The organism is Pantoea sp. WMus005, from assembly GCF_013415305.1.
In the GTDB taxonomy this organism is placed as follows: domain Bacteria; phylum Pseudomonadota; class Gammaproteobacteria; order Enterobacterales; family Enterobacteriaceae; genus Pantoea; species Pantoea rara.
The window spans coordinates 363,074-387,316 of record NZ_JACBXU010000004.1; the positions used below are offsets into that span (position 1 = coordinate 363,074).

25 protein-coding genes are annotated in these 24,243 nt (G+C 54.7%); 7 read left to right on the forward strand and 18 right to left on the reverse strand.

All coding sequences use genetic code 11. The features are described 5' to 3' along the window. The first annotated feature begins 156 nt into the window (after positions 1 to 156). Positions 157 to 1,479 carry a hemolysin family protein gene (locus HZZ01_RS16555; RefSeq protein ID WP_179898647.1) on the forward strand — a complete coding sequence of 441 codons (1,323 nt, stop codon included), beginning with the start codon at positions 157 to 159 and terminating at the stop codon, positions 1,477 to 1,479. 52 nt (positions 1,480 to 1,531) lie between these two features. On the opposite strand, the gene HZZ01_RS16560 is transcribed toward HZZ01_RS16555, so the two are convergent. Further along, the gene (locus HZZ01_RS16560; RefSeq protein WP_003855513.1) at positions 1,532 to 1,738 is read right to left on the reverse strand and encodes a DUF1107 domain-containing protein; all 207 of its coding nucleotides are present in this window, start codon (positions 1,736 to 1,738) and stop codon (positions 1,532 to 1,534) included. A gap of 316 nt (positions 1,739 to 2,054) precedes the next feature. Here HZZ01_RS16560 and HZZ01_RS16565 point away from each other — a divergent pair, with 316 nt between their 5' ends. Next, positions 2,055 to 2,612 carry a YtfJ family protein gene (locus HZZ01_RS16565; RefSeq protein WP_179898648.1) on the forward strand — a complete coding sequence of 186 codons (558 nt, stop codon included), beginning with the start codon at positions 2,055 to 2,057 and terminating at the stop codon, positions 2,610 to 2,612. Between the two features lie 56 nt (positions 2,613 to 2,668). On the opposite strand, the gene cysQ is transcribed toward HZZ01_RS16565, so the two are convergent. Beyond that, on the reverse strand, positions 2,669 to 3,412 hold the full coding sequence (gene cysQ / locus HZZ01_RS16570) for a 3'(2'),5'-bisphosphate nucleotidase CysQ (protein ID WP_179898649.1): 744 nt from the start codon (positions 3,410 to 3,412) through the stop codon (positions 2,669 to 2,671). A 294-nt stretch (positions 3,413 to 3,706) separates the two neighbouring features. Between cysQ and HZZ01_RS16575 the strand changes: the two genes are divergently transcribed. Next, the gene (locus tag HZZ01_RS16575; RefSeq protein ID WP_179898650.1) at positions 3,707 to 5,650 is read left to right on the forward strand and encodes a bifunctional 2',3'-cyclic-nucleotide 2'-phosphodiesterase/3'-nucleotidase; all 1,944 of its coding nucleotides are present in this window, start codon (positions 3,707 to 3,709) and stop codon (positions 5,648 to 5,650) included. Between the two features lie 44 nt (positions 5,651 to 5,694). On the opposite strand, the gene fklB is transcribed toward HZZ01_RS16575, so the two are convergent. Then, on the reverse strand, positions 5,695 to 6,315 hold the full coding sequence (fklB, locus tag HZZ01_RS16580) for an FKBP-type peptidyl-prolyl cis-trans isomerase (RefSeq protein WP_090966197.1): 621 nt from the start codon (positions 6,313 to 6,315) through the stop codon (positions 5,695 to 5,697). 220 nt (positions 6,316 to 6,535) lie between these two features. Here fklB and HZZ01_RS16585 point away from each other — a divergent pair, with 220 nt between their 5' ends. Next, positions 6,536 to 7,213 (forward strand): LysM-like peptidoglycan-binding domain-containing protein, encoded by a 678-nt coding sequence (locus HZZ01_RS16585; protein WP_304622176.1) that lies wholly within the window; start codon positions 6,536 to 6,538, stop codon positions 7,211 to 7,213. An 81-nt stretch (positions 7,214 to 7,294) separates the two neighbouring features. Here HZZ01_RS16585 and rplI read toward each other — a convergent pair whose 3' ends face one another. From rplI to rpsF, 4 genes are read right to left on the reverse strand one after another with little or no spacing between them, the layout of a single operon-like run. Continuing rightward, positions 7,295 to 7,744 carry a 50S ribosomal protein L9 gene (gene rplI, locus HZZ01_RS16590; RefSeq protein WP_003855506.1) on the reverse strand — a complete coding sequence of 150 codons (450 nt, stop codon included), beginning with the start codon at positions 7,742 to 7,744 and terminating at the stop codon, positions 7,295 to 7,297. Positions 7,745 to 7,783: 39 nt separating this feature from the next. Beyond that, a complete protein-coding gene (rpsR, locus tag HZZ01_RS16595) occupies positions 7,784 to 8,011 on the reverse strand; it encodes a 30S ribosomal protein S18 (RefSeq protein ID WP_002210155.1) in 228 nt (75 codons plus the stop codon). A gap of 4 nt (positions 8,012 to 8,015) precedes the next feature. Then, entirely contained in the window at positions 8,016 to 8,333 is a 318-nt protein-coding gene (priB, locus tag HZZ01_RS16600; protein WP_010256154.1) for a primosomal replication protein N, read from the reverse strand. A gap of 6 nt (positions 8,334 to 8,339) precedes the next feature. Continuing rightward, positions 8,340 to 8,735, reverse strand: a complete 396-nt coding sequence (rpsF, locus tag HZZ01_RS16605; protein ID WP_003855334.1) for a 30S ribosomal protein S6 — start codon at positions 8,733 to 8,735, stop codon at positions 8,340 to 8,342. A 404-nt stretch (positions 8,736 to 9,139) separates the two neighbouring features. Between rpsF and HZZ01_RS16610 the strand changes: the two genes are divergently transcribed. Continuing rightward, positions 9,140 to 9,346 (forward strand): hypothetical protein, encoded by a 207-nt coding sequence (locus HZZ01_RS16610; protein ID WP_136197721.1) that lies wholly within the window; start codon positions 9,140 to 9,142, stop codon positions 9,344 to 9,346. 49 nt (positions 9,347 to 9,395) lie between these two features. Here the strand turns inward: HZZ01_RS16610 and yjfP are convergent, their stop codons facing one another. Continuing rightward, entirely contained in the window at positions 9,396 to 10,145 is a 750-nt protein-coding gene (gene yjfP / locus HZZ01_RS16615; protein ID WP_179898652.1) for an esterase, read from the reverse strand. Between the two features lie 158 nt (positions 10,146 to 10,303). On the opposite strand from yjfP, the gene HZZ01_RS16620 reads away from it, so the two are divergent. Beyond that, entirely contained in the window at positions 10,304 to 12,235 is a 1,932-nt protein-coding gene (locus tag HZZ01_RS16620) for a methyl-accepting chemotaxis protein (protein WP_179898653.1), read from the forward strand. Between the two features lie 56 nt (positions 12,236 to 12,291). Further along, on the forward strand, positions 12,292 to 12,618 hold the full coding sequence (bsmA, locus tag HZZ01_RS16625; protein ID WP_179898654.1) for a biofilm peroxide resistance protein BsmA: 327 nt from the start codon (positions 12,292 to 12,294) through the stop codon (positions 12,616 to 12,618). On the opposite strand, the gene HZZ01_RS16630 is transcribed toward bsmA, so the two are convergent. The 10 genes from HZZ01_RS16630 to hfq all read right to left on the reverse strand — a co-directional run bounded on the left by HZZ01_RS16630 (position 12,592) and on the right by hfq (position 24,215). After that, positions 12,592 to 14,220: an isovaleryl-CoA dehydrogenase gene (locus tag HZZ01_RS16630; RefSeq protein WP_179898655.1), complete on the reverse strand. Its 1,629-nt coding sequence runs from the start codon at positions 14,218 to 14,220 to the stop codon at positions 12,592 to 12,594. The genes bsmA and HZZ01_RS16630 overlap by 27 nt on opposite strands. Before the next feature lie 220 nt (positions 14,221 to 14,440). After that, on the reverse strand, positions 14,441 to 15,175 hold the full coding sequence (rlmB, locus tag HZZ01_RS16635; protein ID WP_179898656.1) for a 23S rRNA (guanosine(2251)-2'-O)-methyltransferase RlmB: 735 nt from the start codon (positions 15,173 to 15,175) through the stop codon (positions 14,441 to 14,443). A gap of 68 nt (positions 15,176 to 15,243) precedes the next feature. Further along, entirely contained in the window at positions 15,244 to 17,733 is a 2,490-nt protein-coding gene (gene rnr / locus HZZ01_RS16640; protein WP_179898657.1) for a ribonuclease R, read from the reverse strand. Between the two features lie 16 nt (positions 17,734 to 17,749). Beyond that, positions 17,750 to 18,193, reverse strand: a complete 444-nt coding sequence (nsrR, locus tag HZZ01_RS16645) for a nitric oxide-sensing transcriptional repressor NsrR (protein ID WP_003855325.1) — start codon at positions 18,191 to 18,193, stop codon at positions 17,750 to 17,752. Between the two features lie 218 nt (positions 18,194 to 18,411). After that, positions 18,412 to 19,710 carry an adenylosuccinate synthase gene (locus tag HZZ01_RS16650; RefSeq protein ID WP_179898658.1) on the reverse strand — a complete coding sequence of 433 codons (1,299 nt, stop codon included), beginning with the start codon at positions 19,708 to 19,710 and terminating at the stop codon, positions 18,412 to 18,414. A 166-nt stretch (positions 19,711 to 19,876) separates the two neighbouring features. Further along, on the reverse strand, positions 19,877 to 20,077 hold the full coding sequence (locus HZZ01_RS16655; protein WP_010256126.1) for a DUF2065 domain-containing protein: 201 nt from the start codon (positions 20,075 to 20,077) through the stop codon (positions 19,877 to 19,879). A gap of 56 nt (positions 20,078 to 20,133) precedes the next feature. Continuing rightward, positions 20,134 to 21,138, reverse strand: a complete 1,005-nt coding sequence (gene hflC, locus HZZ01_RS16660; protein WP_003855319.1) for a protease modulator HflC — start codon at positions 21,136 to 21,138, stop codon at positions 20,134 to 20,136. Positions 21,139 to 21,141: 3 nt separating this feature from the next. Beyond that, positions 21,142 to 22,380: an FtsH protease activity modulator HflK gene (hflK, locus tag HZZ01_RS16665; protein WP_179898659.1), complete on the reverse strand. Its 1,239-nt coding sequence runs from the start codon at positions 22,378 to 22,380 to the stop codon at positions 21,142 to 21,144. Positions 22,381 to 22,550: 170 nt separating this feature from the next. Beyond that, a complete protein-coding gene (hflX, locus tag HZZ01_RS16670) occupies positions 22,551 to 23,831 on the reverse strand; it encodes a ribosome rescue GTPase HflX (RefSeq protein ID WP_179898660.1) in 1,281 nt (426 codons plus the stop codon). A 72-nt stretch (positions 23,832 to 23,903) separates the two neighbouring features. Beyond that, on the reverse strand, positions 23,904 to 24,215 hold the full coding sequence (gene hfq, locus HZZ01_RS16675) for an RNA chaperone Hfq (RefSeq protein ID WP_009087468.1): 312 nt from the start codon (positions 24,213 to 24,215) through the stop codon (positions 23,904 to 23,906). Positions 24,216 to 24,243 lie beyond the last annotated feature (28 nt).

Genomic DNA, 24,243 nt, shown 5'->3' on the forward strand with positions numbered 1-24,243 from the left:
CTGTTTTCATTTCTGCCCCGACATGTCGTTTGTTGTCGAACTGGCGCAGACATTTTTGGCACGGATAGCTCTGTTTCACGGATAAACCAACTCTGTTTGCGCTTACCCACGCTGCCCAGGCCAAAAATGACAAGTGGATAACCCTTTGGATCTCATATGTTAGATAGCTTACTTGTCATTCTTTTACTGATCGTAATCAGTGCCTTTTTCTCCCTGTCGGAGATCTCGCTGGCGGCCGCCCGTAAGATCAAACTGAAACTGCTGGCCGATGAAGGCAACGTAAATGCGCAGCGTGTGCTGAAAATGCAGGAAACGCCGGGCATGTTCTTCACCGTGGTGCAGATTGGCCTCAACGCCGTCGCCATTCTGGGCGGTATTGTTGGTGACGCGGCCTTTTCACCGGTGTTCAGCGGCCTGTTTAACCGCTTTGTCGCACCAGAGCTGGCTGAACAGCTTAGCTTTATCTGTTCCTTCACCATCGTTACCAGCTTGTTTATCCTGTTTGCTGACTTAACGCCAAAGCGGGTTGGCATGGTCGCCCCGGAAACTATCGCGCTGCGCATCATCAACCCGATGCGTTTCTGTCTGCTGGTGATGCGTCCACTGGTATTTCTGTTTAATGGCCTTGCTAACGTCTTCTTCCGCATTTTCAAGCTGCCGATGGTGCGCAAAGATGACATCACGTCCGATGACATTTACGCGGTGGTGGAAGCCGGTGCACTGGCTGGCGTGCTGCGTAAGCAGGAACATGAGCTGATTGAAAACGTGTTTGAGCTGGAGTCACGTACCGTTCCCTCTTCCATGACCTCGCGCGAAAATATTGTCTGGTTTGATCTTCATGAAGATGAGACCAGCCTTAAAACCAAAATCGCCCAGCATCCTCACTCAAAGTTTCTGGTCTGCAGCGGCGATATCGACCATATCGTCGGCTATGTCGACTCAAAAGAGCTGCTGCTTCGCGTACTGGGTAATCAGAGCATGGCGCTGAACAGCGGCCTGCAGATCCGCTCTGCGCTGATTGTGCCGGACACGCTGACCCTCTCAGAAGCGCTCGAAAGTTTTAAAACCGCAGGCGAAGATTTCGCGGTGATCATGAACGAATATGCACTGGTCGTGGGCATCATTACCCTCAATGACGTAATGACCACACTGATGGGCGACCTGGTCGGTCAGGGCATGGAAGAGCAGATTGTGGCGCGTGATGAGAACTCATGGCTGGTTGAAGGCGGTACGCCGATCGATGACGTGATGCGTGTACTGGATATTGATGATTTCCCGCAGTCAGGCAACTACGAAACCATCGGCGGCTTTATGATGTATATGCTGCGCAAAATTCCGAAACGTACCGATTTTGTGAAGTTTGCGGGCTACAAGTTCGAGGTGGTAGATATTGATAGCTATCGCATCGATCAGCTGCTGGTCACCCGCATTGATGAACGACCGCCGGTGCTGAACATGACGAAAAGCGAAGAAGAGTAGAATGACTAAGGGCGCCATTGGCGCCCTTGTGATTACTTTTAATTACTTGTAATTAGTTGAACTCAAGCTTGAGACGCACGACCTGGCGGTTAATTTCTGACATCACGCTCAGGTGCTGTTTGTCTTTGACGCGCGGGATTAAAACTTTCCCTTTATCGAACTCAAACGCGCCGACGTCCTTGATATACAACCTTCCCTTGAACAGCGTTTTTACATATTTCGCTATTTGCAGCGGATTATAGCGCTGGAAGATCTTCATGCTGTATGACTCCTGTACATTTTTAAAGCACACTTCGCTGTTTCCAAATTTGGTTCCAGCCCATGAAGCGCGAATTCGCGATAACTATAGAACACCCACACCTGTTAGTGTTCCTGAAAGTGATTTTTTTTACTGAATTGACACATCATTACAGAACACTCTGTTATCAGGCTCACACAACACAGTATAAACCTTCGTTGGTTACGGAATTGTGGCGGCCATAACAAACCTGACACCTTTCCAGGACAGGCGCATCATCCCTGCTTACTATTGCAGTAAAATGACTGACTGGTCTGATCACTTAAGGAAAAAAACAATGCGAATAACTCTGGCAGCTGTAGCGTTGTCTCTACTGATACCTGCAAGCGTAATGGCCCATAACCTCAAACAGGATATACGGGTACCGGCCGTTGGCGTGAATGACAAGGGCGAGCTGTTATTGCAGCAGGAGAAGTTTAGCTACAAAAACTGGAATAGCGCGCAGCTCAGCGGAAAAGTGCGCGTGGTGCAGCATATTGCTGGCCGCTCATCCGCGAAAGAGATGAACGCGGCACTGGTAGAGGCGATCAAAGCCGCGAAGCTGCCGCATGATCGCTATCAGACCACCACCATCGTGAACACCGATGATGCGATTCCTGGCACGGGCATGTTTGTGCGCAGCAGCGTCGAGACCAACAAGCAGCAATATCCGTGGTCACAGTTTATTATCGACAGTAAAGGCAATGTGCAGCATGCCTGGCAGCTACAGCCGGGCGGTTCCGCCATTGTGGTGCTGGATAAACAGGGCAAGGTGAAATTTGTGAAGGATGGATCGCTGACGCAGGATGAAGTGACAAAAGTGATGACGCTGGTCACCTCGCTGCTGAAGGAATAATCCTGTATTCCCGGCGGCGAGAGAATTGACCGCCGGGAATACATGCTCAAGCCGGTTTAAAACAGGGAGACGCGGAAACCGGGATTAAGGAAGGATTCGCGCGGCGCGTAGTCCAGGGTTTTGCCTTGCCAGTCATGCACATGTGCACCGGCGGCCATCGCCACGGCATGACCTGCACCGGTATCCCAGATGTTAGTTGGCCCGAAACGGGGATAGAGCTGGGCTTTACCTTCCGCTACCAGGCAGAACTTCAGTGAGGAGCCGGTAGCAACGGTCTGATGTTCACCCAACTGCTTCAGGTACTCTTTCATCTCGTCGTCATCGCCATGTGAGCGGCTCACCACGACCAGCGGAGGACGTGCGTCACGGACATGAATCTGTTCACGCTGACCGCCCTCTTCTTTCCACGCTTTACCCTCTGCCGCGGAGTACATCACGCCCAGCACCGGCGCATAGACCACGCCCATTACCGGCTTCCCCTCTTCAATCAGCGCAATATTGACGGTGAACTCGCCATTACGCTTGATGAACTCTTTGGTGCCATCCAGCGGATCGACCAGCCAGTAGCGCTGCCAGTGCTGACGAACCGCCCAGGCTGGGGGATCTTCCTCTGATAAAACGGGAACATCAGGGGTTAACTTTTTGAGGCCAGCAAGGATCACCTCGTGCGCAGCGATATCCGCAGCGGTCACCGGTGAATCATCCGATTTGTGAGAAACGTCAAGCGGCGCGGCACCGTCATAGACCTGCATAATCGCGTCGCCTGCTTCGCGTGCCAGTTGGCAGATTTGCTCTAACATTTTTCACCTCATTGTGTCTGTCTGCTGCCGGATCAGCTCATCGTCAGATAGTGATATTTTAGCAGTTCCGCCTGAAGTGCCCATCGGAAGGGCCTTCAGCGATTCAATTTATAGAGATATCAATATCATAGTTACCCACTTATCGCCACGCCGACACGCATCGACTTCTGACGTATAAGAATCATCCACTGGCTGATGCACCAAAACGTTATATCCATCACGATTTAAAATGACTATCTGTCATGCTTTTACATTATTTTGAGAGCCTGAATTTAATTTGCAGCAGGAGCAAGCATGTTTAAGCCCGGAATGATGTTACTGGCCCTGAGCGTTTCCGTCGGCACCCAGGCCGCGACGGTGGATTTACGCGTACTGGAAACCACCGATCTGCACAGCAATATGATGGATTTCGACTACTACAAAGACACGCCAACCGAGAAGTTTGGGCTGGTGCGAACCGCAACGCTGATTCACGCCGCACGTCAGGAGGTGAAAAACAGCCTGCTGGTCGATAACGGCGACATCATTCAGGGCAGTCCGCTCGGCGACTACATGGCGGCCAAAGGTTTACGCGAAGGTGAGATCCATCCGGTCTACAAGGCGCTCAATACGCTGGATTACGCTGTGGGCAACCTCGGCAATCATGAATTCAATTATGGCCTTCCCTACCTGAAAAAAGCGCTGGCGGGTGCCCGTTTTCCGTATGTGAACGCTAATGTCATTGATGTGAAGAGCGGCAAACCGCTGTTTACGCCTTACATCATCAAATCCACTTCCGTGGTTGATCGCGAGGGCAAAACGCAGACCCTGAAGATTGGTTATATTGGCTTTGTGCCCCCGCAGATCATGGTGTGGGATAAAGCCAATCTGCAGGGCAAGGTGCGGGTTGATGACATCACCGAAACGGCTCGCCGCTATGTGCCTGAGATGCGCGCGCAGGGTGCCGATCTGATTATCGCTATTCCCCACTCTGGTTTGAGCAGCGAGCCATACCACACGATGGCGGAGAACTCGGTTTACTATCTCAGCCAGGTAGAAGGCATCAGCGCCATCCTGTTTGGTCATGCACATGCGGTCTACCCCAGCAAAGAGTTTGCTGACATCAAGGGGGCAGATATCGCCAACGGCACGCTGAACGGGATTCCGTCAGTCATGCCAGGTATGTGGGGCGATCACCTTGGCGTGGTCGACCTGGTGCTGAACAATGAGGGCGGACGCTGGCAGGTAACCAGCGGCAAAGCAGAGGCGCGGCCCATCTACGATACTGCCGCGAAGAAATCGCTGGCGGCGGAGGATCCGGCGCTGGTAAAAGTGCTGGCTGACGATCACCGCGCCACGCGGGAGTTTGTGGCGAAGCCCATTGGCAAGTCCGCTGACGTGATGTACAGCTATCTGTCACTGGTACAGGACGATCCGACGGTGCAGATCGTCAACAATGCTCAGCGCGCCTACGTGGAGCATTTCATTCAGGGCGATCCGGATCTGGGTCGTCTGCCGGTGCTCTCTGCTGCCGCGCCGTTTAAAGCGGGCGGACGTAAGAACGATCCGGCCAGTTATGTTGAAGTAGAGAAAGGCGCGCTGACCTTCCGCAACGCGGCCGATCTCTATCTCTATCCCAACACCCTGGTGGTGATGAAAGTGACCGGTGCGCAGGTGAAAGAGTGGCTGGAGTGTTCAGCAGGCCAGTTTAACCAGATTGATCCGCACAGCACCAAAACACAGTCGCTGATCAACTGGGATTTCCGCACCTATAACTTCGATGTGATTGATGGGGTGAAATACCAGATCGATGTGACCCAGCCCGCCCGCTACGACGCGGAATGCCAGCTGATCCATCCGGACGCCTCGCGTATCCGTCAGCTCACCTGGCAGGGTAAGCCCATCGATCCGCAGGCGACCTTCCTTGTGGCGACCAATAACTATCGCGCTTACGGCGGTAAGTTTGCCGGCACCGGAGATAAGTACATCGCCTTTGCCTCTCCAGATGAGAACCGTTCGGTGGTAGCTGCTTACATCAGCACGGAAACTAAAGCGCATGGCGCAGTCCAGCCGAAGGCGGACAATAACTGGCGTCTGGCACCGATTACCTCATCCACCCCGCTCGATATTCAGTTTGAAACGGCACCGGGTGATAAAGCGACCGGGTTTATTCAGCAGCATGCGCAATATCCGCTTCAGCCCAAAGGGACAGATGCGATTGGCTTTGCGCTGTGGCAGGTGAATTTACAGCAGAAATAAGGCGGGAGAAAACGCTGCAACCGGGGGGTTGCAGCGCTCGGGTATTACAGAATTTCCAGCAGTTCGACTTCGAACATCAGAGTGCTGAATGGTGGGATAGAGGCACCCGCACCGCGCTCGCCATACGCGAGGTTCTGTGGGATCACCAGTTCCCATTTTGAGCCTACCGGCATCAGGGTCAGTGCTTCAATCCAGCCTGGGATAACGCCGCTAACCGGGAATTCTGCCGGTTCGCCACGGGCAACTGAGCTGTCGAACACGGTGCCGTCGATCAGTTTGCCAGTGTAGTGAACGCGTACGCGATCCTGACGGGATGGGATTGGACCCTCGCCCTGGGTAATCACGCTGAACTGCAGACCTGATTCGGTGCTGCTCACGCCTTCACGCTGCGCATGTTCCTGCAGGAACGCCTGACCTTCTGCGGCCATGGCTTCGGTACGCTCACGACGCACGCCTTCAGCGCGTTCGTGTACTTCACGCAGTGCGCGATGAACCACATCAACCGGTACGGCCGGCGAGTTCCCTTCCAGCGCGTCGCGCAGACCCGCGAGCAGTGCTTCTGGTTGCAGACCCTGCAGACCAGATTCCAGCAACTGCTGGCCAACCTGTAAACCAATACCGTAACTTGCTTGTGCTTCGACGCTGTCGAAAGAAGGGGTCGTCATCTTCGTTCCTTTCACTCTCGGATAAATTCGAACCGGCAGCATAGCAGCGCAGGCCGCTGGCGTAAAATGCCCTGCGTCGCAGATGACTTTTGCGGTTGAAAGAGAAACAATAGAGCCGTCAAATTTATCAATGCTGGCAGGCACTTCGCGCCGGTATTGCCCATACTATAACTATCGATGGGGATCATCCCGTCTGTAGCACCTGAATAAGAGAGCAAACATGGGCCAGATTGCCCCACGACGCCGCAGGATGCGTGCGACACAAATGGTATCCCGGCTGCAGACCTGGCTTGCCGCACGCAGGCCACGGCAGACTGCCGGAGAGGAGGAACCCCGCATGGCTTCAGACACGTCATCCCGCCTGCCGACATGGCTTCAGCGTATCTGGCATTTTACCGACCACATTCGCTGGATGGATCCGCTGCCTGCACCGCACCGACGTGGCATTGTGGCGGCTCTGCTGGTGATGCTGGTGGCGTTTCTCTGGCCTGCCAGCACGCTGCGCTATCCGGTCGAACAGTCGGTGACGCCTTCTGCAGAGAAAGAGGTGCCCATGCAGGCGGATATCTACGAGAACAACAATAGCCGCCAGCCGTCATCCTCACCGTCTCAGCAGACGCCAAAAGCCGATTCTCAGGGCGAGTGGCGTAACCTCACTATCGCCTCCGGACAGACGCTGGCGCAGCTGTTTCGTGATCACAGTCTGCCGGTTAATGATGTGTTTGCGATGGCGCGGGTGGAAGGCAATGATCAGCCGCTCAGCTCTTTGAAAACGGGTCAGCAGGTTAAAATTCGTCAGGATGCGCAGGGGATCGTAACCGGTCTGACAGTCGATGGCGCAAATGGCCCGGTGCTGTTTACACGTCAGCCAGATGGCAGCTTTATTCGCGCGCAGTAACGCGAACAGCGCCTGCAGAAAGGCATAAAACAAAAACGCCGGCACAAGGCCGGCGTTGATGTCGTGCTCAGTTAATCAGAATTAACCAGCAACAACTTTCACGTTCAGTTTAGCGAATACTTCGCTGTGAACCTGGAAGCTTACTTCATGCTCACCGGTAGTGCGCAGAACGCCGTTCGGCAGACGAACTTCGCTCTTAGCAACTTCAACGCCTGCTGCAGTTACTGCATCAGCGATGTCGCGGGTACCGATTGAACCGAACAGTTTACCTTCATCGCCTGCTTTAGACGTGATGGTTACAGTGCCCAGTGCATTGATTTTCTCAGCGCGTGCAGTTGCTGCAGACTGAACGTCAGCCAGTTTGGCTTCCAGTTCAGCACGGCGTGCTTCAAAGAACTCAACGTTTTTCTTGGTAGCAGGAACAGCTTTGCCCTGTGGTACCAGGAAGTTACGAGCGTAGCCCGCTTTAACGTTAACCTGATCACCCAGGGTGCCAAGGTTTGCTACTTTATCAAGCAGAATAACTTGCATTACCTTATCCTCTTAAAGTCGTTAATGGACAGTTGCCGATTACTGATGACGATCAGTGTACGGCAGCAGAGACAGGTAACGCGCACGCTTGATGCAGCGAGCCAACTGACGCTGGTATTTTGCACGAGTACCGGTGATACGGCTCGGGACAATTTTACCGCTTTCGGTAATGTAGTTTTTCAACGTTGCGATGTCTTTGTAATCGATCTCAACAACGCCTTCCGCGGTGAAACGGCAGAACTTGCGACGACGGAAATAACGTGCCATTAGGCTAGTCTCCAGAATCTATCAATTCAATCTGCTCGGCATGGAACACCACTTTGCTCTGGCCATTTCTTGCCTGATGGCAACTAATGAAACCGTCGAGTGTGAGTTGCGTGCCGACCGTTATATGTTGAGTAATCACCTGATGGGCGCTGCCGCTAATAATAACAGGCATACGACACCAGGCTTGCCGGTGAAATCCGGCCTCCTCCTGCACTGAGCGGTGCTCAAGCACGAACTGACAGTGAGGAATTCCTGACGGGCTAACTCTTCGAACCGGTGTCTTGCACACAGTGCCAGACAGGCGAAGTCGATTGACCGTCACGATGGATTACTCTTCAGAATCCCCAGCATCTGACTCATCAGCGGATTCGTTAGCAAAATCTTCGCGACGATCACGACGCTCATCTTTCGCTTTAACCATCGGTGATGCTTCAGTTACCGCGTTTTTAACGCGCATAACCATGCTACGGATAACGGCGTCGTTGAAGCGGAAGTTCGTTTCCAGCTCATCGATCGCTTCCTGCGGCGCTTCAACGTTCATCAGAACGTAATGCGCTTTGTGCAGTTTATTGATCGGGTAAGCCAGCTGACGGCGGCCCCAGTCTTCCAGACGGTGAATCGTGCCTTCAGCACCAGTGATAGCACCAGTGTAACGCTCGATCATGCCAGGAACCTGTTCGCTCTGGTCAGGATGAACCATAAATACGATTTCGTAATGACGCATCGAAATTGCTCCTTACGGATTATTCAGCCTCCTGTCGGGGTCAACCGCGGCCCATGGAAGCAAGGAACGTTATAGGCTGTGTCCCACAAAGGTTCGCTGTGACGAGCGTTTGTGGGACACAGCCTGAGAATGCGGCTGAAAAATTGACGCGTAATCATACCGGCGAAGGTGCCCGAACTCAAGCGCACATTTAAACAAATCGCAGGCGTCGTGCCAGATACCGTCGCTTTTTGTGCTAATGATGGGAATACAGCGGGTTGGGTGGCGAAGATTCAAAAATGCTGACAAAGAGGTTCAGGCAGACGATCTGGCGATAATTTACTCAGTCGCTAAACTGATTAAAGACGTTACGGTTCGCTTAGTGGCGTCGCGCAGAGTGTGTTCCCTGAAGTGAGGAGTCGGGCATGAAAACGTTCGTCATCGCCACTTTACTGGGTCTCTTCCTGTCTCCACCCGCTCTTGCCAGCCATGCTGACTGTGCGCAGCAGATGAGAAGTCACAGCAGCGAAGCGGCATCGGGTTATGTCTACGTTAACCGGCTGGATACGCCGGAAAGAAACCCGGTCAGTGCGCCTGCCAGCGCAGCAGAAAAAGCGTCTGCGTTCTGGTAAGTACCGGTAAGTTTACGGGCGGCAGAGTCCTTCTCCGCCCGTTCATTGTTTATAACTGCTGTTTAAAAAAGCTGACCAGCGCCGTCAGGGCGGATGGCGTGATCTTATGCCCGATCTGTTTTTCTGACAGCGAGGTCAGATGCTGCGCCAGCCCGTTGTCATGCAGCGCCCTCTCCAGCCGTACGCTTTCCGCCCAGGGCACGACCTCATCCGCCTCCCCATGCCACAATAGCAGCGGGCGGTTTGCCAGAGCCTCCAGCCGGTTACAGGGATCGTAGTCCGCCAGCGGTGCCATACGGGCCGCAAACTGCGCTTTCTGCTCAGGCGTGTCGGCCACCAGCGGCGGAAACAGGGACTGACTGAGTTGCATAAAATAGCCCGATCCCATCAGGCAGGCGACGCTCTGGATTTGCGGATAACGCGCCATCGCGCCCAGTGCCGTCATGCCGCCCATCGACGCACCCGCTACCGCGAAACGCCTGTCAGCGATCAAATTGTCTTTATGCAGCGCGGTCTCAAGCAGTGGCAACTCATCAATGTTCTGTTTCAGAATCTCCCAGAAACGGCCCAGGCGTGCATTGGCATCACCGTGATAACGCGCGCCGTGCAGCTCCGCATCCGGCATCACCGCCCGAAATCCCGCCTGCGCCAGCGCGACAGCGAAGTAGGCGTAGACCTCTTTTGATGAGGTAAAGCCGTGATAAAACAACACGGTGGGCAGTGGCTGATGCCGTTGTCCGGCTGGTGTGGCGTGCAGGCATTCGATACCGGCCAGCGTTTCGGTACTGAGTTCAATCATGGTTTCTCCTGAAAAGGGCGAGGCGTGCCGATCAAGTCTACGTTCTGCAGGTTAATTTGCGAAATCCCCCGCTGCGCTTAGTCATCCGACTTAATCCTAAACTTTTTTCGTGCTGTGCCGTTGATCGTGTATGCCCCTAACATGATCAAAGGTAATTTATGAAGCGTCTCTCTCTCAGCGGCCTGAGTCTCGGAGTTAAGCTGTCTGTACTGACGTCTCTCAGCGTAGCGCTGCTGTTGCTGGTACTGACACTGACTCAAAGCCACAACGCCTCGCGCCAGCTGGAAAATCTCGCCATCGATGACATGCACAACCAGGTGCAGGGCATCAGTGAAATGGCCACTATGTTTAACGCCACTCTGACCGAAGAGGTGGCTCACTACACCGATCTCTTTACCAGCTTCCTGCCTAAGCGCTTTAGCCTGGATGAAAGCTCGCGGATCCAGGTCGGAGCCTTTTCAACGCCGGTGCTGCGCGCCGGGTTAAAGACACTGAACCTCGACCAGACTGCAGTTGACGATTTCACCGAACGCACCGCCGCCGTAGCGACCATTTTCGTGCGCTATGGCGATGATTTTATTCGTGTTTCAACCTCACTGAAAAAAGAGGATGGCAGTCGCGCAATCGGTACGCAGCTTGACCGCACCGGTGCCGCCTGGAAAAGCGTTCACCAGGGCGAAGTCTACCGCGGGCTGGCGACGCTGTTCGGCCATCGCTACATCACGCAGTATCAGCCAGTGAAAGATGAGAGTGGCAAAGTCGTTGCCATTCTGTTTGTCGGTGTTGGCATTGATAAACAGTATGCGTTAATGCGTGAAAAAATCCTGGCGCGTCAGCTGGGTGATAGCGGTCACTTCTTTGTGCTCAACGGCACTCCCGGTAAAACCCAGGGCGTGTATCTGTTCGATCGGCACGACGAAGGGAAACGCCCCACCTGGGATGATGCAACGCTGAAACCGCTGCTGACGCAGCCGGAGGGTATGCAGCAGGTGGAGATCAACGGTGAGATGCAGATCCTGGCCTGGCAGCAGTTGCCGGGCTGGAACTGGGTGATCACCGGTGAGGTTAACCGTGACAGCCTGCTGGCTCCGATTACGCATAGCCGTAACCTGTTCCTGATTACCGGACTGGTTCTGGTAATTGTTTTTGCGTTGGGCTTTGTCTGGTACAGCCGTCGGGCGATTACCCGTCCGCTACAGCAGGTGATTCATCTGGCGGAGCAGTATGCCGCCGGCAATCTGCAGGTCCATATGGATACGCATCGTCGCGACGAAGTAGGTCAGCTGATCATTGCGATTAACGGTATTGGCGATGGTCTGGAGAAGATTGTCGGCCAGGTGCGCGGCGCGGCGCAGGAGATCAGCAATGGCACGGACACTATTGCGGCAAGCAGCCATAATATCAGCGAGCAGATCGGGCGTCAGGCCAGCAGTGTGGAGCAGACCTCTGCCAGCATGGAGCAGTTTGGTGCAACGGTTGAACACACCGCCGAAAGCCTGCGTCAGGCGATGTCACTGGTGGCCCAGGCCAGCGATATCGTCAGCCACGGCAGCAAGACGGTGGTGCGCTCAGTCAATACCATGTCAGCTATTAAAGTTTCATCGCAAAGCATTGCAGATATCACGCACGTGATTGAGTCGATCGCCTTCCAGACTAATATTCTGGCGCTGAATGCTGCCGTTGAAGCGGCGCGAGCGGGTGAACAGGGCCGTGGCTTTGCCGTGGTGGCTGCAGAAGTCCGTGCACTGGCACAGCGTTCCGCGCAGGCCGCCAAAGAGATTGATGGACTGATAGCGACCTCTATCAGCCACGTGGCTGAGGGCCATCAGCTCTCCGAGCAGACGCGCGATGCAATGACCGACATTGTGACGCACATCGAGCAGGTGCAGGCGCTGATGGGCGAGATCAACGTGGCGGCGCAGGAGCAGGCTGCAGGCATCGGCCAGGTTAATATTGCGATGAACCAGATCAGCCAGGCAACTCACCAGAACAGCCAACTGGTGGCACAGGCGGAAAACAGCGCACAGAACCTGAGTGATAAAGGGCACCACCTGACCCAGTTGGTCAGCGTATTTAACCTTAAATCCTGACGACCCTCAGAGCGATGGCATACACTTAATGTTTCGTTCTGAATAAGGGTTTTGCTATGCGTTCCGCTTATTTAATGGTGTTCAGCCTGCTGCTGGCAGGCTGTTCCGCGCTTGAAACCACGCCAAAAGCCCCACCTGCGCCAGCACAACAGGCGCAGGAGATTTCACGAGCGCAGAGTGGGGGTTTGCCGAAGCTGGGTAATATTACCGTTAACGTGCACGGCTCACCGGATGATGCCCAGCGTGCCGTTGCCGCTCAGGCCAATCAGGCCGGAGCAGCTTACTATCAGATTGTGATGCTGAGCGAGACGGTCATGCCCGGCTTCTGGTACGCCAGTGCGATTTTGTACGGTGCATCATCTGCCACAGGCGCGGTCCAGTAAGCGATCGTTAATAGCGGCCTCCAGCGGGCGTGAACCACGCTGGTCGAGCCACTGCTGGCACCATGCATCCGCCAGCAGGGGTTCGGCATATTTCAGTAGCTGGGCCCCCATCGCCAGCTGCAGCAGCGTGCGGGTGACCTCGCGCGCCTGCGCTTCAGGAACGTGGCTAAGCCTCAGACGCAGCTGTCGCCAGCGCGTATCGAAATAGCGATTACTCCCTTTCACCGCTTCAAACTCCTGACTCAGCATCTCCGTAACCTCTGCCTGACGGGCAAGCACGCGCAGAACATCAAGACACATCACGTTGCCCGAGCCTTCCCAGATGCTGTTGACCGGCATGTCACGATAGAGACGCGGTAGCTCACTGGCTTCGCAATAGCCGATGCCCCCCAGCACCTCCATCGACTCCGCCACGAACGGCGCACCCGCTTTGCAGATCTCATATTTTGCCGCTGGCGTAAACAGGCGGGCAAAGGTGACCTCATGCGGTTTTGCCGGTTGTGACCAGGCGCGCGCCAGCCGCATCAGCAGCGCGGTCTGTCCCTCCAGCTGCAATGCCTGCTGAGCCAGAACCTGACGCATCAGAGGCTGATCCACCAGATTTTTTCCCATCACCTGACGCTGATGAGCATGCGAGATGGCTACCGAGAAAGCGCGGCGCATCTGACCGTGACTGCCAAGGGCGCAGTCAAAACGCGTCATGCCGCCCATCTTCAGGATCAGCCGCACGCCTTCGCCCTCCTCCCCCAGCAGCCAGCCGGTCGCATCGCGAAACTCCACTTCACAGCTGGCATTGGAGCGATTGCCCAGCTTATCTTTGAGTCGCTCCAGCTGGATGGTGTTGCGTGACCCGTCGGGCAACAGGCGTGGCAGGAAGAAGCAGCTTAACCCGGCGGGCGTCTGAGCCAGCACCAGATGCGCATCGCTCTGTGGTACAGAGAAAAACCATTTATGGCCGGTCAGTCGGTAGGCTTCACCCGCGCCACGCGCGCCCAGCGGTTCGGCGTGCGTAGTGCTGGTGAGCAGATCGCTGCCGCCCTGCTTTTCCGTCATGCCCATCCCAATCAGCAGACCTCGCTTCTGGTCACCAGGCTGTGCATGGGGGTCGTAGCGATCGCTGAGCAGCGGATCGAGCCAGCCCTCAAACGCCGCGGGCAGATAAGTCTGCAGCAGAGGAATGGCCGCGTGCGTCATGGTCACCGGGCAGAGTGTGCCTGCTTCAACCTGCGCATGCAGAATAAAACGGGCAGCGCGCGCCACACTGGCCTGTTCACGAACGGTGGGCTGCCAGCTGAGATTATGCAGGCGACTGGCGCAGACGCCCTGCATCAGCAGATGCCAGGCAGGATGAAAACGGACCTCGTCCATGCGTTCGCCACGGGCGTCGTAGCGCAGCAGCTCGGGCGGCTCAGCATTGGCGAGCCGGCCCAGCTCCAGCGACTCGGCGCTGCCCAGCTGTCGGCCAACCGACGCCAGCCATTCCCGGTCCCACCCTGCGCCTTCGCGTGACAAAGCGTCGCTCAGTGGCGTATCAGACAGGAACAGGTTGCTGTTGCTCAGAGGATGAGGCTGATTAAAAACGGTGTGTGTTGTCCAGGTCATAACCACTCCTCGCGGATGTCACTCAGTAAGTATACCCGTCGTCTTTCAAGCTGCATTTTTGTTGGCTGCGTTCACTCACCCGAATCACTTACTCATGTAAGCTCATCGGGATTCGTTCTCTTGCCGCCTCAATGCAACCCGAAATGCTTTGGGTATATACGAATGACGCGCAGTTATGCCTGGTACAGAAACTAATTTGTGGCGAGGATCACATCGGGAATCAGGCGTTGCGCTGACGCACCGCTTCAAACAGGCAGACGCCGGTCGCGACCGAGACATTCAGCGAAGAGACACTGCCCGCCATCGGAATGCTGATTAACTCATCGCAATGCTCACGGGTAAGACGACGCATGCCTTCCCCTTCCGCACCCATCACCAGCGCCATCGGGCCGGTCATTTTGCTCTGGAAGACAGTATGGTCAGCTTCACCTGCGGTGCCGACCACCCAGATGTTGTACTCCTGCAACAGACGCAGGGTACGCGCCAGGTTAGTGACGCGGATCAATGGCACATTTTCTGCCGCGCCGCTGGCCACTTTTTTGGCGGTGGCATTCAGGGGAGCAGAGCGATCTTTCGGTACGATTATCGCGTGCACACCGGCGGCATCGGCGCTGCGCAGGCAGGCACCCAGGTTGTGTGGATCGGTGACCCCATCCAGTACCAGCAGGAACGGTTTCTCCAGGCTCTGCAGCAGATCCGGCAGGTCGCCTTCCTGATACTGACGACCCGGTTTCACCCGCGCCACGATACCCTGATGCACACCGCCTTCAACCTGGCTGTCGAGCCACTTGCGCTCGGCCAGCTGAATCACAACACCCTGAGCTTCCAGCGCGGCAACCAGAGGTTGCAGGCGACGATCGTCGCGGCCTTTGAGGATAAAGACTTCCTGGAAACGTTGTGGGTCTCGTTCCAGCAGCGCCTGCACGGCATGGATACCAAAAATAATTTCGCTCATCGATCTGCTCAGTGTTTGGAAAAAAATGAATGACCGCCCTTTCTCCTGAGAAAGGGCGGGTGCGCGCATCAGTCAGGCTGCGCCTTTTTTCTGGCGCGCTTCGCCCGGGTGGCGGCGGCGATTTTACGGGTTTTTTCCGAGACGTTTTTACTTTTATTCCCGGTATCCGCAGCGGCGGGCTTGCCTTTGTCACCACGGAACGCAGAATCCGGCTCGAAGTTAGACTTCCTGCTCGCATCACGACGGCGTTTGGTTGGGGCTTTGTCGTCACGCTTCGCCCGGTCACGCGCGGTTTTACCTTCACCACGCACCTGGCGCTGGCTGGAGATCAGAGCAAAGTCGATTTTACGCTCGTCCATGTGGACCGCTTCAACACGCACTTCAACTGTGTCACCCAGACGATAGGTGCGACCACCCGATTCACCGATCAGACGCTGACCTACCGGGTCAAAACGGTAGTAATCGTTGTCGAGCGTCGAAACGTGGACCAGACCGTCGATGAAGAGATCGCTTAAGCGGACAAAGAAGCCAAATCCGGTGACGCTGGAGATGACGCCGTTAAAGACGTTGCCGACCTGATCCTGCATGAAGTCACACTTCAGCCAGTCAGCCACGTCGCGGGTCGCTTCATCCGCGCGGCGCTCGGTCAGGGAACAGTGCAGACCCAGCTGCAGCATCTCCGGCATCTCGTAGTGATAGCCGCCGGTTGCCGTAGTAAGATCTTTGGCATTTTTATCTTTTGGCATCAGGTACTTGATGGCACGCTGTACCAGACCCTTGCCTTCACCCTGCTCTTTCGCGAGCAGATACTTGATAGCGCGGTGCAGCGTCAGATCCGGATAGCGGCGAATCGGCGAAGTAAAGTGCGCATACGACGAAAGCGCCAGACCAAAGTGACCGCGGTTTTCCGGATCGTAAACGGCCTGCTTCATCGAACGCAGCAGCATGGTTTGCAGCATTTCCGCATCAGGACGATCGGCAACCTGCTTCAGCAACGCCGCGTAGTCGATTGGCTGCGGTTTGTTGCCGCCAGGCAGAGTCAGTCCCAGCTCGTTGAGCACGGTACGGAAGCTCTTAATGCTTTCGTCAGTCGGGCGATCGTGATCGCGGAACAGCGCCGGTTCCTGATTTTTCTCAACGAAGCGTGCTGAGGCGATGTTCGCCAGGATCATGCACTCTTCGATCAGTTTGTGGGCGTCATTACGTGACACACGCTCAACACGTTCGATACGGCGCTCGGCGTTGAAGATGAACTTCGCCTCTTCCGTTTCAAACGAAATGCCGCCACGCTCTTCACGTGCAGCTTCCAGCGCATGATAAAGGTTATTCAGCTCTTCAAGGTCTTTGACCAGCGGCGCATACTGCTGGCGCAGCTCTTTGTCGCCCTGCAGGATGTTCCAGACTTTGTTGTAGGTCAGACGCGCATGGGAGTTCATTACCGCTTCGTAGTGCTTAAAGCCGGTCAGTTTACCTTTGGTCGAGATAGTCATCTCGCACACCATACAGAGGCGATCGACCTGCGGGTTAAGTGAACATAAGCCATTCGACAGCACTTCCGGAAGCATCGGCACAACCTGCGACGGGAAGTAAACCGAGGTACCGCGCTGATGCGCTTCGTCATCCAGTGGGGTGCCAGGACGAACGTAATAGCTGACATCCGCGATAGCGACCCAAAGACGCCATCCACCACCGCGCTTCTTCTCACAGTAAACAGCATCATCAAAGTCACGGGCATCTTCACCATCAATGGTGACCAGCGGCAGTTTACGCAGATCGACGCGGCCTTTTTTGGCCTCTTCCGGGACGTCTTCTTTCAGTTTGCTGACCTGAGCTTCCACTTCCGGCGGCCAGGTATGCGGGATTTCATGCGTACGCAGCGCCATATCCACAGCCAGGCTGGTGCCCATATCATCGCCCAGAATCTCAGCGATTTTACCGATCGCTTTGCTGCGGCGGTTCGGACGCTGGACCAGCTCAACCACCACCACAGAACCCATGCGGGCATTCATCGTCTCTTCAGGTGGAATGAGAATGTCAAAACTCAGGCGACTGTCATCCGGTACCACGAAGCCGGCACCGGCATCGGTAAAGTAACGGCCAACGATCTGATTGTTGCGCGGTTCCTGCACGCGGACTACGCGCGCTTCGCGGCGGCCTTTACGATCGGCACCCAACGGCTGCGCCAGAATCACGTCACCGTGCATACAGAATTTCATCTGTTCTGCGGAGAGGTAAAGGTCATCTTTCTGACCTTCTGCCCGCAGGAAGCCGTAGCCATCACGATGGCCAATGACTTTACCGCGCAGGAGATCAAGACGTTCTGGCAGGGCATAACACTGACGGCGGGTGAACACCAGCTGACCATCACGCTCCATGGCGCGAAGGCGGCGACGCAGCGCCTCAAGGTGCTCTTCTTCCTGCAAATTCATCTCTTCAGCCAGCTCTTCACGGCTGGCCGGTTTTTCACGTTTTTCTAGCAGAGCCAGAATAAATTCACGGCTCGGAATAGGGTTTTCGTATTTTTCAGCTTCTCTATCCTGAAAGGGATCTTTTGACATAGCGGTTCCTCCGATGTCATTTAATATTTATTGCCACTGGCGATCTGGACAAGATGATCTCATAAAGTGGTGTATTTCCTTCAACCAGATCGGCCAGGGTATAGTTATCCAGCTCCTGCAAAAATCGCTGCACCGCATCATGTAACGCCTGCTTCAGACGACAGGCTGGCGTGATAGAACAGGAGGCGCAATCCACCAGTTGTAGTGGTTCCATCTTACGTACCACGTCACCAATGACAATCTGACGCGCTGGCATACCCAGACGAATGCCCCCGTTTTTACCCCGCGTGGCAGCGACATAACCCGCCCGGCTCAGCTGATTGATGATTTTGACCATATGATTTCGGGACAAACCATACGTGTTCGTCACTTCCGTAATATTGGTCTGCTGACCTTCAGGCAACGATGCCAGATAAATCAGGGCTCGTAAGCCATAATCAGTAAAACTCGTGAGCTGCACAGTAACCTCAGTGAACCTTCAGGCGTGGCATGACGTTATTCGCCTTACAATTGATGTCAGGACTAAATCGGATCGCCATTCGATTAACTACGATGATAAACCAGAGTCTGATCGGCCGTGCGTTTTTTTGAGCCAGCACAAGGTTTGACAAGCGAAGGGAGATTAAGTGGCATCAAAGAGTGGAAAAACAAAGGCCGGACACTGTCCGGCCTGAATGATTATGCGTCGAACGGGTCGCGCAGAATCATCGTTTCACTACGATCGGGACCGGTTGAGATGATATCAATCGGCACACCTGTTACCTCTTCAACACGCCTGATATAGTCACGCGCGGCCTGAGGTAAACCTTCCAGCGTCTTAACGCCAAACGTTGTCTCGCTCCAGCCTGGCAGGGTTTCATAGATCGGCTCAATGCCTTCCCAGTTCTCTGCTGCCAGTGGCGTAGTGGTGACTTCGCGGCCATCAGGCATACGGTAAGCAACACAGATTTTCACTTCTTTCAGGCCATCCAGCACGTCCAGCTTGGTCATGCAGAAACCTGACAGGGAGTTGATCTGGACCGCGCGGCGAACCGCTACCGCATCCAGCCAGCCGGTACGACGACGACGACCGGTGGTTGCGCCAAACTCATTACCCTGTGCACAGAGGAATTCGCCGGTTTCGTCGAACAGCTCGGTCGGGAACGGGCCTGCGCCAACACGGGTTGAGTATGCTTTAACGATACCCAGCACGTAGTCAACATAACGTGGGCCAATACCTGAACCGGTTGCAACGCCACCTGCGGTAGTGTTGGATGAGGTCACGTACGGATAGGTACCGTGATCGATATCCAGCAGCGTACCCTGCGCGCCTTCGAACATAATCAGATCGCCACGCTTGCGCACGACGTCCAGCAGTTCAGAGACGTCAACCACCATGCCAGTCAGGATGTCAGCGACTTCCATCACATCATTCAGGACTTTATCGAAGTCGACTGCTGGCTCTTTGTAGTACTCCACCAGCTGGAAGTTGTAGAAATCGACAACTTCTTTCAGCTTGGCAGCAAAGGTTTCTTTGTTAAACAGATCGCTGACACGCAATGCACGGCGAGCCACTTTGTCTTCATAAGCAGGGCCGATGCCACGTCCGGTGGTACCAATCGCTTTGGCACCACGGGCACGTTCACGCGCCATATCCATCGCAACGTGATATTGCAGAATCAGCGGACAGGCTTCAGAAATCAGCAGACGTTCGCGTACCGGAATCCCGCGCGCTTCCAGGCCTTTCATCTCTTTCATTAAGGCTTCAGGAGAAAGCACTACGCCGTTACCAATGATGCTGGTGACGTTATCGCGCAGAATGCCAGAAGGGATCAGGTGGAGGACGGTTTTTTCACCGTTGATGACAAGCGTGTGGCCCGCATTGTGGCCGCCTTGATAACGCACAACGTAATTCGCGCGCTCAGTCAGAAGGTCTACAATCTTACCTTTACCTTCGTCACCCCATTGGGTGCCCAGTACGACGACGTTCTTACCCATTTCTCAAAATCACCGATTGCTTAAAAAAGGATTCTACCATCTGATCCCATGGTTTTCAGCACTTTTAGCATACGATTGCGCGCTTTTTTGCCTGAGTTTTGATCACTACAACATGTTGGGGATAATGGTGCGAAGAGGCACAATTTAGCCGGTCCGGCTCCAGGGTTTACAGGTTGCCGTGCAGGCTGAGCATGCAATAAATCACCATGCCAGCGACCACAAGACCGCCACCAAACCGGTGCAGCAGGCGATCGGGTAAGCGGGTCATCGTCAGGATCATGCGTCGCCAGGCGCGTGGCATAAACATCGGTCCCAACCCTTCCAGCACTAATACCAGCGCCAGCGCCATCCAGATGCTTGTTTTCATTCTGCTACCCAAAAAAAAGGCCGACAACATTGTCGGCCCACAGGTTATATCAGTTCTTAACGAGTCGCGTTAGAGGGCGCCTTCATATATCGGAAGAAGTCGCTATCCGGGCTTAACACCATCACATCCTGATTTTCACTGAAGCTGTTTTCATAAGCACGCAGGCTGCGAATAAACGCGTAGAAGTCAGGATCTTTGCTGAACGCATCGGCAAACAACCGCGCCGTTTCCGCATCACCGTCACCGCGTGTAATCAGTGCTTCACGCTGGGCTTCAGCCAGAGTACGCGTGACCTGGTAATCGGCCTGAGCACGCAATTTTTCTGCCTCTTCCTGACCCTGCGAACGCTGGCTACGTGCTACCGCTTCACGCTCAGCACGCATACGGTTGAAGATCGCATCGGACACTTCGGTAGGCAGGTTGATCTGCTTGATACGCACATCCATAACCTGAATACCTAATGCCGCCATACTGTTTGGATTCGGTGCGGGCTCGCTGCTGTTAGTTTCACGCTCTACACGGGCCGCTGCACTGGCAATGGCGTCATCCGCCGCAGGGGTTGCGATTTCATCATCGCTGCCAGCAGAACCGGTGTTCAGCGCGTCACGTACATCCGTAGTCAGGCGACCACGTGAATCCGTTACGATATCTTTCACATCCAGACGACCCATTTCAGAACGTAAGCGGTCACTGAACTTACGTTTCAGCAGCACTTCCGCCTGAGAGACATCACCGCCACCCGTGGCCAGGTAGTAGCGACTGAAGTCACTGATACGCCACTTGATGTAGGAGTCGACGATCAGATCTTTCTTCTCTTTAGTGACGAAGCGATCCGCCTGGTTGTCCATGGTCTGAATGCGTGCATCCAGTGTTTTAACCGTTTCCAGGAATGGGATCTTAAAATGCAGACCCGGCGCAAATACCTGCGGTTTGTTTTCGCCGTCGCGCAGAACTTTCCCGAAGCGCAGGACAATACCTCGCTCCCCTTCCTGCACCACAAACAGCGACGCATAGAGCGCCACCAGCACGACAATGATCAAAAATACTATTGGCTTACGCATCGATTACTCTCTCCCTTCGCGCTGGCTGTCGCTGCGCTGAGCATTTGCCCGACGCTGATCCATGATGTTGTCCGGACTGTATGACGACGTGTCATTGCGGCTGGCGCCGCGATCGGAGATAGCTGGCAGCGAAGAACTGTTACTGCCCTTCTGACCGCTCTGGCCCGGTGCAGCCTGCGTGCCACGCATCAGTTGATCCAGCGGCAGCACCATCAGATTATTACCCCGATCGTTAACCAGTACTTTGCGGGTATGGCTCAGCACACGTTCCATGGTCTCAATATAAAGACGCTCTTTGGTGATTTCAGGCGCGGCTTTATATTCCGGCAGAATCTTGGCGAAACGCGCCACTTCACCCTGCGCTTCCAGAACGGTACGCTCTTTGTACGCACGCGCCTCTTCCAGAATACGTTGCGCACGACCGTTAGCACGCGGCTGAACTTCGTTGGCGTATGCTTCTGCTTCACGGACGTACTGCTCACGGTTTTCGCGTGCAGCAATCGCGTCATCAAACGCAGACTTCACTTCTTCCGGCGGACGGGCAGCCTGGAAGTTGACGTCCACTACCGCGACGCCCATGTCGTAAGGACGAATTGTCTCGTCGATTTCACGCTGGGTTTCGCTACGCACCACGGTACGACCTTCGGTCAGAATGCGGTCCATGGTAGAACGGCCAATCACGCCGCGCAGTGCGCTGTCAGTCGCCTGACGCAGACTGTCATCCGCGCTGGTCACAGCATAGAGATAGCGTTCAGGATCAGTCACACGGTACTGCACGTTCATTTCGACGCGCACGACGTTCTCATCCGATGTCAGCATGACGCCAGAAGCGGCCAGTTCACGCACCGATTCAACGTTAACTGCACGCACCTGATCAATGAACGTCGGCTTCCAGTTCAGGCCCGGTTCGACCAGGTGACTGAACTTACCGAAGCGCGTCACCACGCCACGTTCCGCTTCTTTGATGGTGTAGAAACCGCTTGCAGCCCAGATGACTACAGCAGCAACAGCCACGATGCCAACAATTTTGCCACCACTGCCGGAGCCGCGCTGACCGTTGTCGCTCTGTTTGCCACCGCCCAGTCCACCAAGCTTCTTGCTCAGCTTACGGAAGATATCATCCAGATCAGGAGGCCCGGATTCCCGTCCTCCCTTATTCCCCCCAGAGTTGCCGCCTTGATTATTGCTGCTTCCCCACGGGTCGCGGTCCTGTCCGTTATTTCCGGGCTGATTCCACGCCATGTTTCTACTCCATTTATTGTAATTACGATTTACCCGTCACCTTTCAGGCCGTTGCTGCGTTGGCTGCGTTCACGCATCCCGGTCACTTACAGGGGTAAGCTCCCGGTAATGTATTTAATTGCAGCCTTGCTAAAACCTGAAATCTTTTGGGTAAGTTGGATTGGGAAATATCAAACAATGTAACTGGTCAGCGACGGTTCCTGCTTACATAACCGCATCCATTCAATGATGGGCATACGTATCTGCAATCCTACACTGCCATCTTCTTCATTCCACTCTTTCTCAATCGCCTGCAACTGATAGAAACGGCTGCGAAGACGCCCCGCTTCGGGTGGCAGACGTAACTCGTGCTGGGCAATTTCACCCGCCAGACGCTCAGAGAGCGCCTGCCATAGCAACGGAACGCCAACGCCGGTCTGGGCGGAAAGCCAGACGCGAATTGGCAGGTTCTCTTCGTTACGATCGATACGCGGTTCGAATCCGTCGAGCATATCGATTTTATTCATTACCAGTAACGTCGGGATTTCATCCGCTTCAATCTCTTCCAGAACGGCATCAACGGCTGCAATATTTTCTGTGACGCGAAGGTCAGCACCATCGATCACGTGCATTAACAGCGTCGCCTGACGTGTCTCCTGCAGCGTGGCTTTAAAAGCGGCAACAAGGTCGTGAGGAAGATGACGAATAAAGCCGACCGTGTCCGCCAGCACCACGTCTCCGACATCGGCAACATTCAGACGGCGTAGTGTGGGATCGAGTGTCGCAAACAGCTGGTCTGCGGCAAAGACGTTGGCAGAGGTCATGGCGTTAAAAAGGGTCGACTTACCGGCATTGGTGTAACCCACCAGTGAAACCGTTGGCACATCCGCTTTGGCACGAGACTGACGTCCCTGTTCACGCTGTTTCTCAACCCGCTCAAGACGAGACAAAATCTGGCTGATACGTCCGCGCAACAGGCGGCGGTCTGTTTCCAGCTGCGTTTCACCCGGACCACGCAAACCGATACCGCCTTTCTGGCGTTCAAGGTGAGTCCAGCCACGCACCAGACGTGTTGCAAGATGGCGCAGCTGTGCCAGCTCAACCTGCAATTTACCTTCATGGGTACGTGCGCGTTGGGCAAAGATATCCAGGATTAAACCGGTCCGATCAATGACCCGGCATTCGCACAGGCGCTCAAGGTTTCTTTCCTGAGCGGGCGTAAGGGCATGATCGAATAATACGACCGATGCTCCAGTTGTTTTTACCGCATCGGCAATTTCAACGGCCTTTCCTTCACCGACAAAATACTTGGGATGTGGCGCTTTACGGCTGCCAGTAACCACTTGCAGCGCCTCAACGCCAGCAGAAGAGACCAGGGTTTCGAACTCCTGTAAATCTTCGACTTCTTTGTCTTGGGAGAACCAGATGTGTACCAGTACGGCCTGCTCACCGGCTTCATAACGGTCAAACAAGCTATAACCTCGCTAAATAAAAGACCAGGACGGAAAACCTCTGTTCTCCGTTCCTGGCTGTACGGTGACGCGTTATTCTGCGTTATCACCGTCTTGTTGTGGCTGTGGCTGCGCAGATGTGTTGCTGCCGCCATGATGATAATTGTTGCTGCCGCCACCGGTATTATTGCTATGGTGAGAAACCGGGCGCGAAGGAACAACGGTAGAAATGGCGTGCTTATAAACCATCTGACTTACCGTGTTTTTCAGCAAAATGACGAACTGATCAAATGACTCAATCTGACCCTGCAGCTTAATACCGTTAACCAGATAAATCGAAACCGGAACACGTTCACGACGCAGTGCGTTCAAAAACGGGTCTTGTAATGATTGCCCCTTAGCCATTATATCTTTTCCTTATATGCTTGTTGTT

Bases quoted from the DNA above. Each gene is read 5' to 3' on its own strand.
- HZZ01_RS16555 (WP_179898647.1), top strand. From the start codon at position 157: ATGTTAGATAGCTTACTTGTCATTCTTTTACTGATCGTAATCAGTGCC.
- HZZ01_RS16560 (WP_003855513.1), bottom strand. From the start codon at position 1,738: ATGAAGATCTTCCAGCGCTATAATCCGCTGCAAATAGCGAAATATGTA.
- HZZ01_RS16565 (WP_179898648.1), top strand. From the start codon at position 2,055: ATGCGAATAACTCTGGCAGCTGTAGCGTTGTCTCTACTGATACCTGCA.
- cysQ (WP_179898649.1), bottom strand. From the start codon at position 3,412: ATGTTAGAGCAAATCTGCCAACTGGCACGCGAAGCAGGCGACGCGATT.
- HZZ01_RS16575 (WP_179898650.1), top strand. From the start codon at position 3,707: ATGTTTAAGCCCGGAATGATGTTACTGGCCCTGAGCGTTTCCGTCGGC.
- fklB (WP_090966197.1), bottom strand. From the start codon at position 6,315: ATGACGACCCCTTCTTTCGACAGCGTCGAAGCACAAGCAAGTTACGGT.
- HZZ01_RS16585 (WP_304622176.1), top strand. From the start codon at position 6,536: ATGGGCCAGATTGCCCCACGACGCCGCAGGATGCGTGCGACACAAATG.
- rplI (WP_003855506.1), bottom strand. From the start codon at position 7,744: ATGCAAGTTATTCTGCTTGATAAAGTAGCAAACCTTGGCACCCTGGGT.
- rpsR (WP_002210155.1), bottom strand. From the start codon at position 8,011: ATGGCACGTTATTTCCGTCGTCGCAAGTTCTGCCGTTTCACCGCGGAA.
- rpsF (WP_003855334.1), bottom strand. From the start codon at position 8,735: ATGCGTCATTACGAAATCGTATTTATGGTTCATCCTGACCAGAGCGAA.
- HZZ01_RS16610 (WP_136197721.1), top strand. From the start codon at position 9,140: ATGAAAACGTTCGTCATCGCCACTTTACTGGGTCTCTTCCTGTCTCCA.
- yjfP (WP_179898652.1), bottom strand. From the start codon at position 10,145: ATGATTGAACTCAGTACCGAAACGCTGGCCGGTATCGAATGCCTGCAC.
- HZZ01_RS16620 (WP_179898653.1), top strand. From the start codon at position 10,304: ATGAAGCGTCTCTCTCTCAGCGGCCTGAGTCTCGGAGTTAAGCTGTCT.
- bsmA (WP_179898654.1), top strand. From the start codon at position 12,292: ATGCGTTCCGCTTATTTAATGGTGTTCAGCCTGCTGCTGGCAGGCTGT.
- HZZ01_RS16630 (WP_179898655.1), bottom strand. From the start codon at position 14,220: ATGACCTGGACAACACACACCGTTTTTAATCAGCCTCATCCTCTGAGC.
- rlmB (WP_179898656.1), bottom strand. From the start codon at position 15,175: ATGAGCGAAATTATTTTTGGTATCCATGCCGTGCAGGCGCTGCTGGAA.
- rnr (WP_179898657.1), bottom strand. From the start codon at position 17,733: ATGTCAAAAGATCCCTTTCAGGATAGAGAAGCTGAAAAATACGAAAAC.
- HZZ01_RS16650 (WP_179898658.1), bottom strand. From the start codon at position 19,710: ATGGGTAAGAACGTCGTCGTACTGGGCACCCAATGGGGTGACGAAGGT.
- HZZ01_RS16655 (WP_010256126.1), bottom strand. From the start codon at position 20,077: ATGAAAACAAGCATCTGGATGGCGCTGGCGCTGGTATTAGTGCTGGAA.
- hflC (WP_003855319.1), bottom strand. From the start codon at position 21,138: ATGCGTAAGCCAATAGTATTTTTGATCATTGTCGTGCTGGTGGCGCTC.
- hflK (WP_179898659.1), bottom strand. From the start codon at position 22,380: ATGGCGTGGAATCAGCCCGGAAATAACGGACAGGACCGCGACCCGTGG.
- hfq (WP_009087468.1), bottom strand. From the start codon at position 24,215: ATGGCTAAGGGGCAATCATTACAAGACCCGTTTTTGAACGCACTGCGT.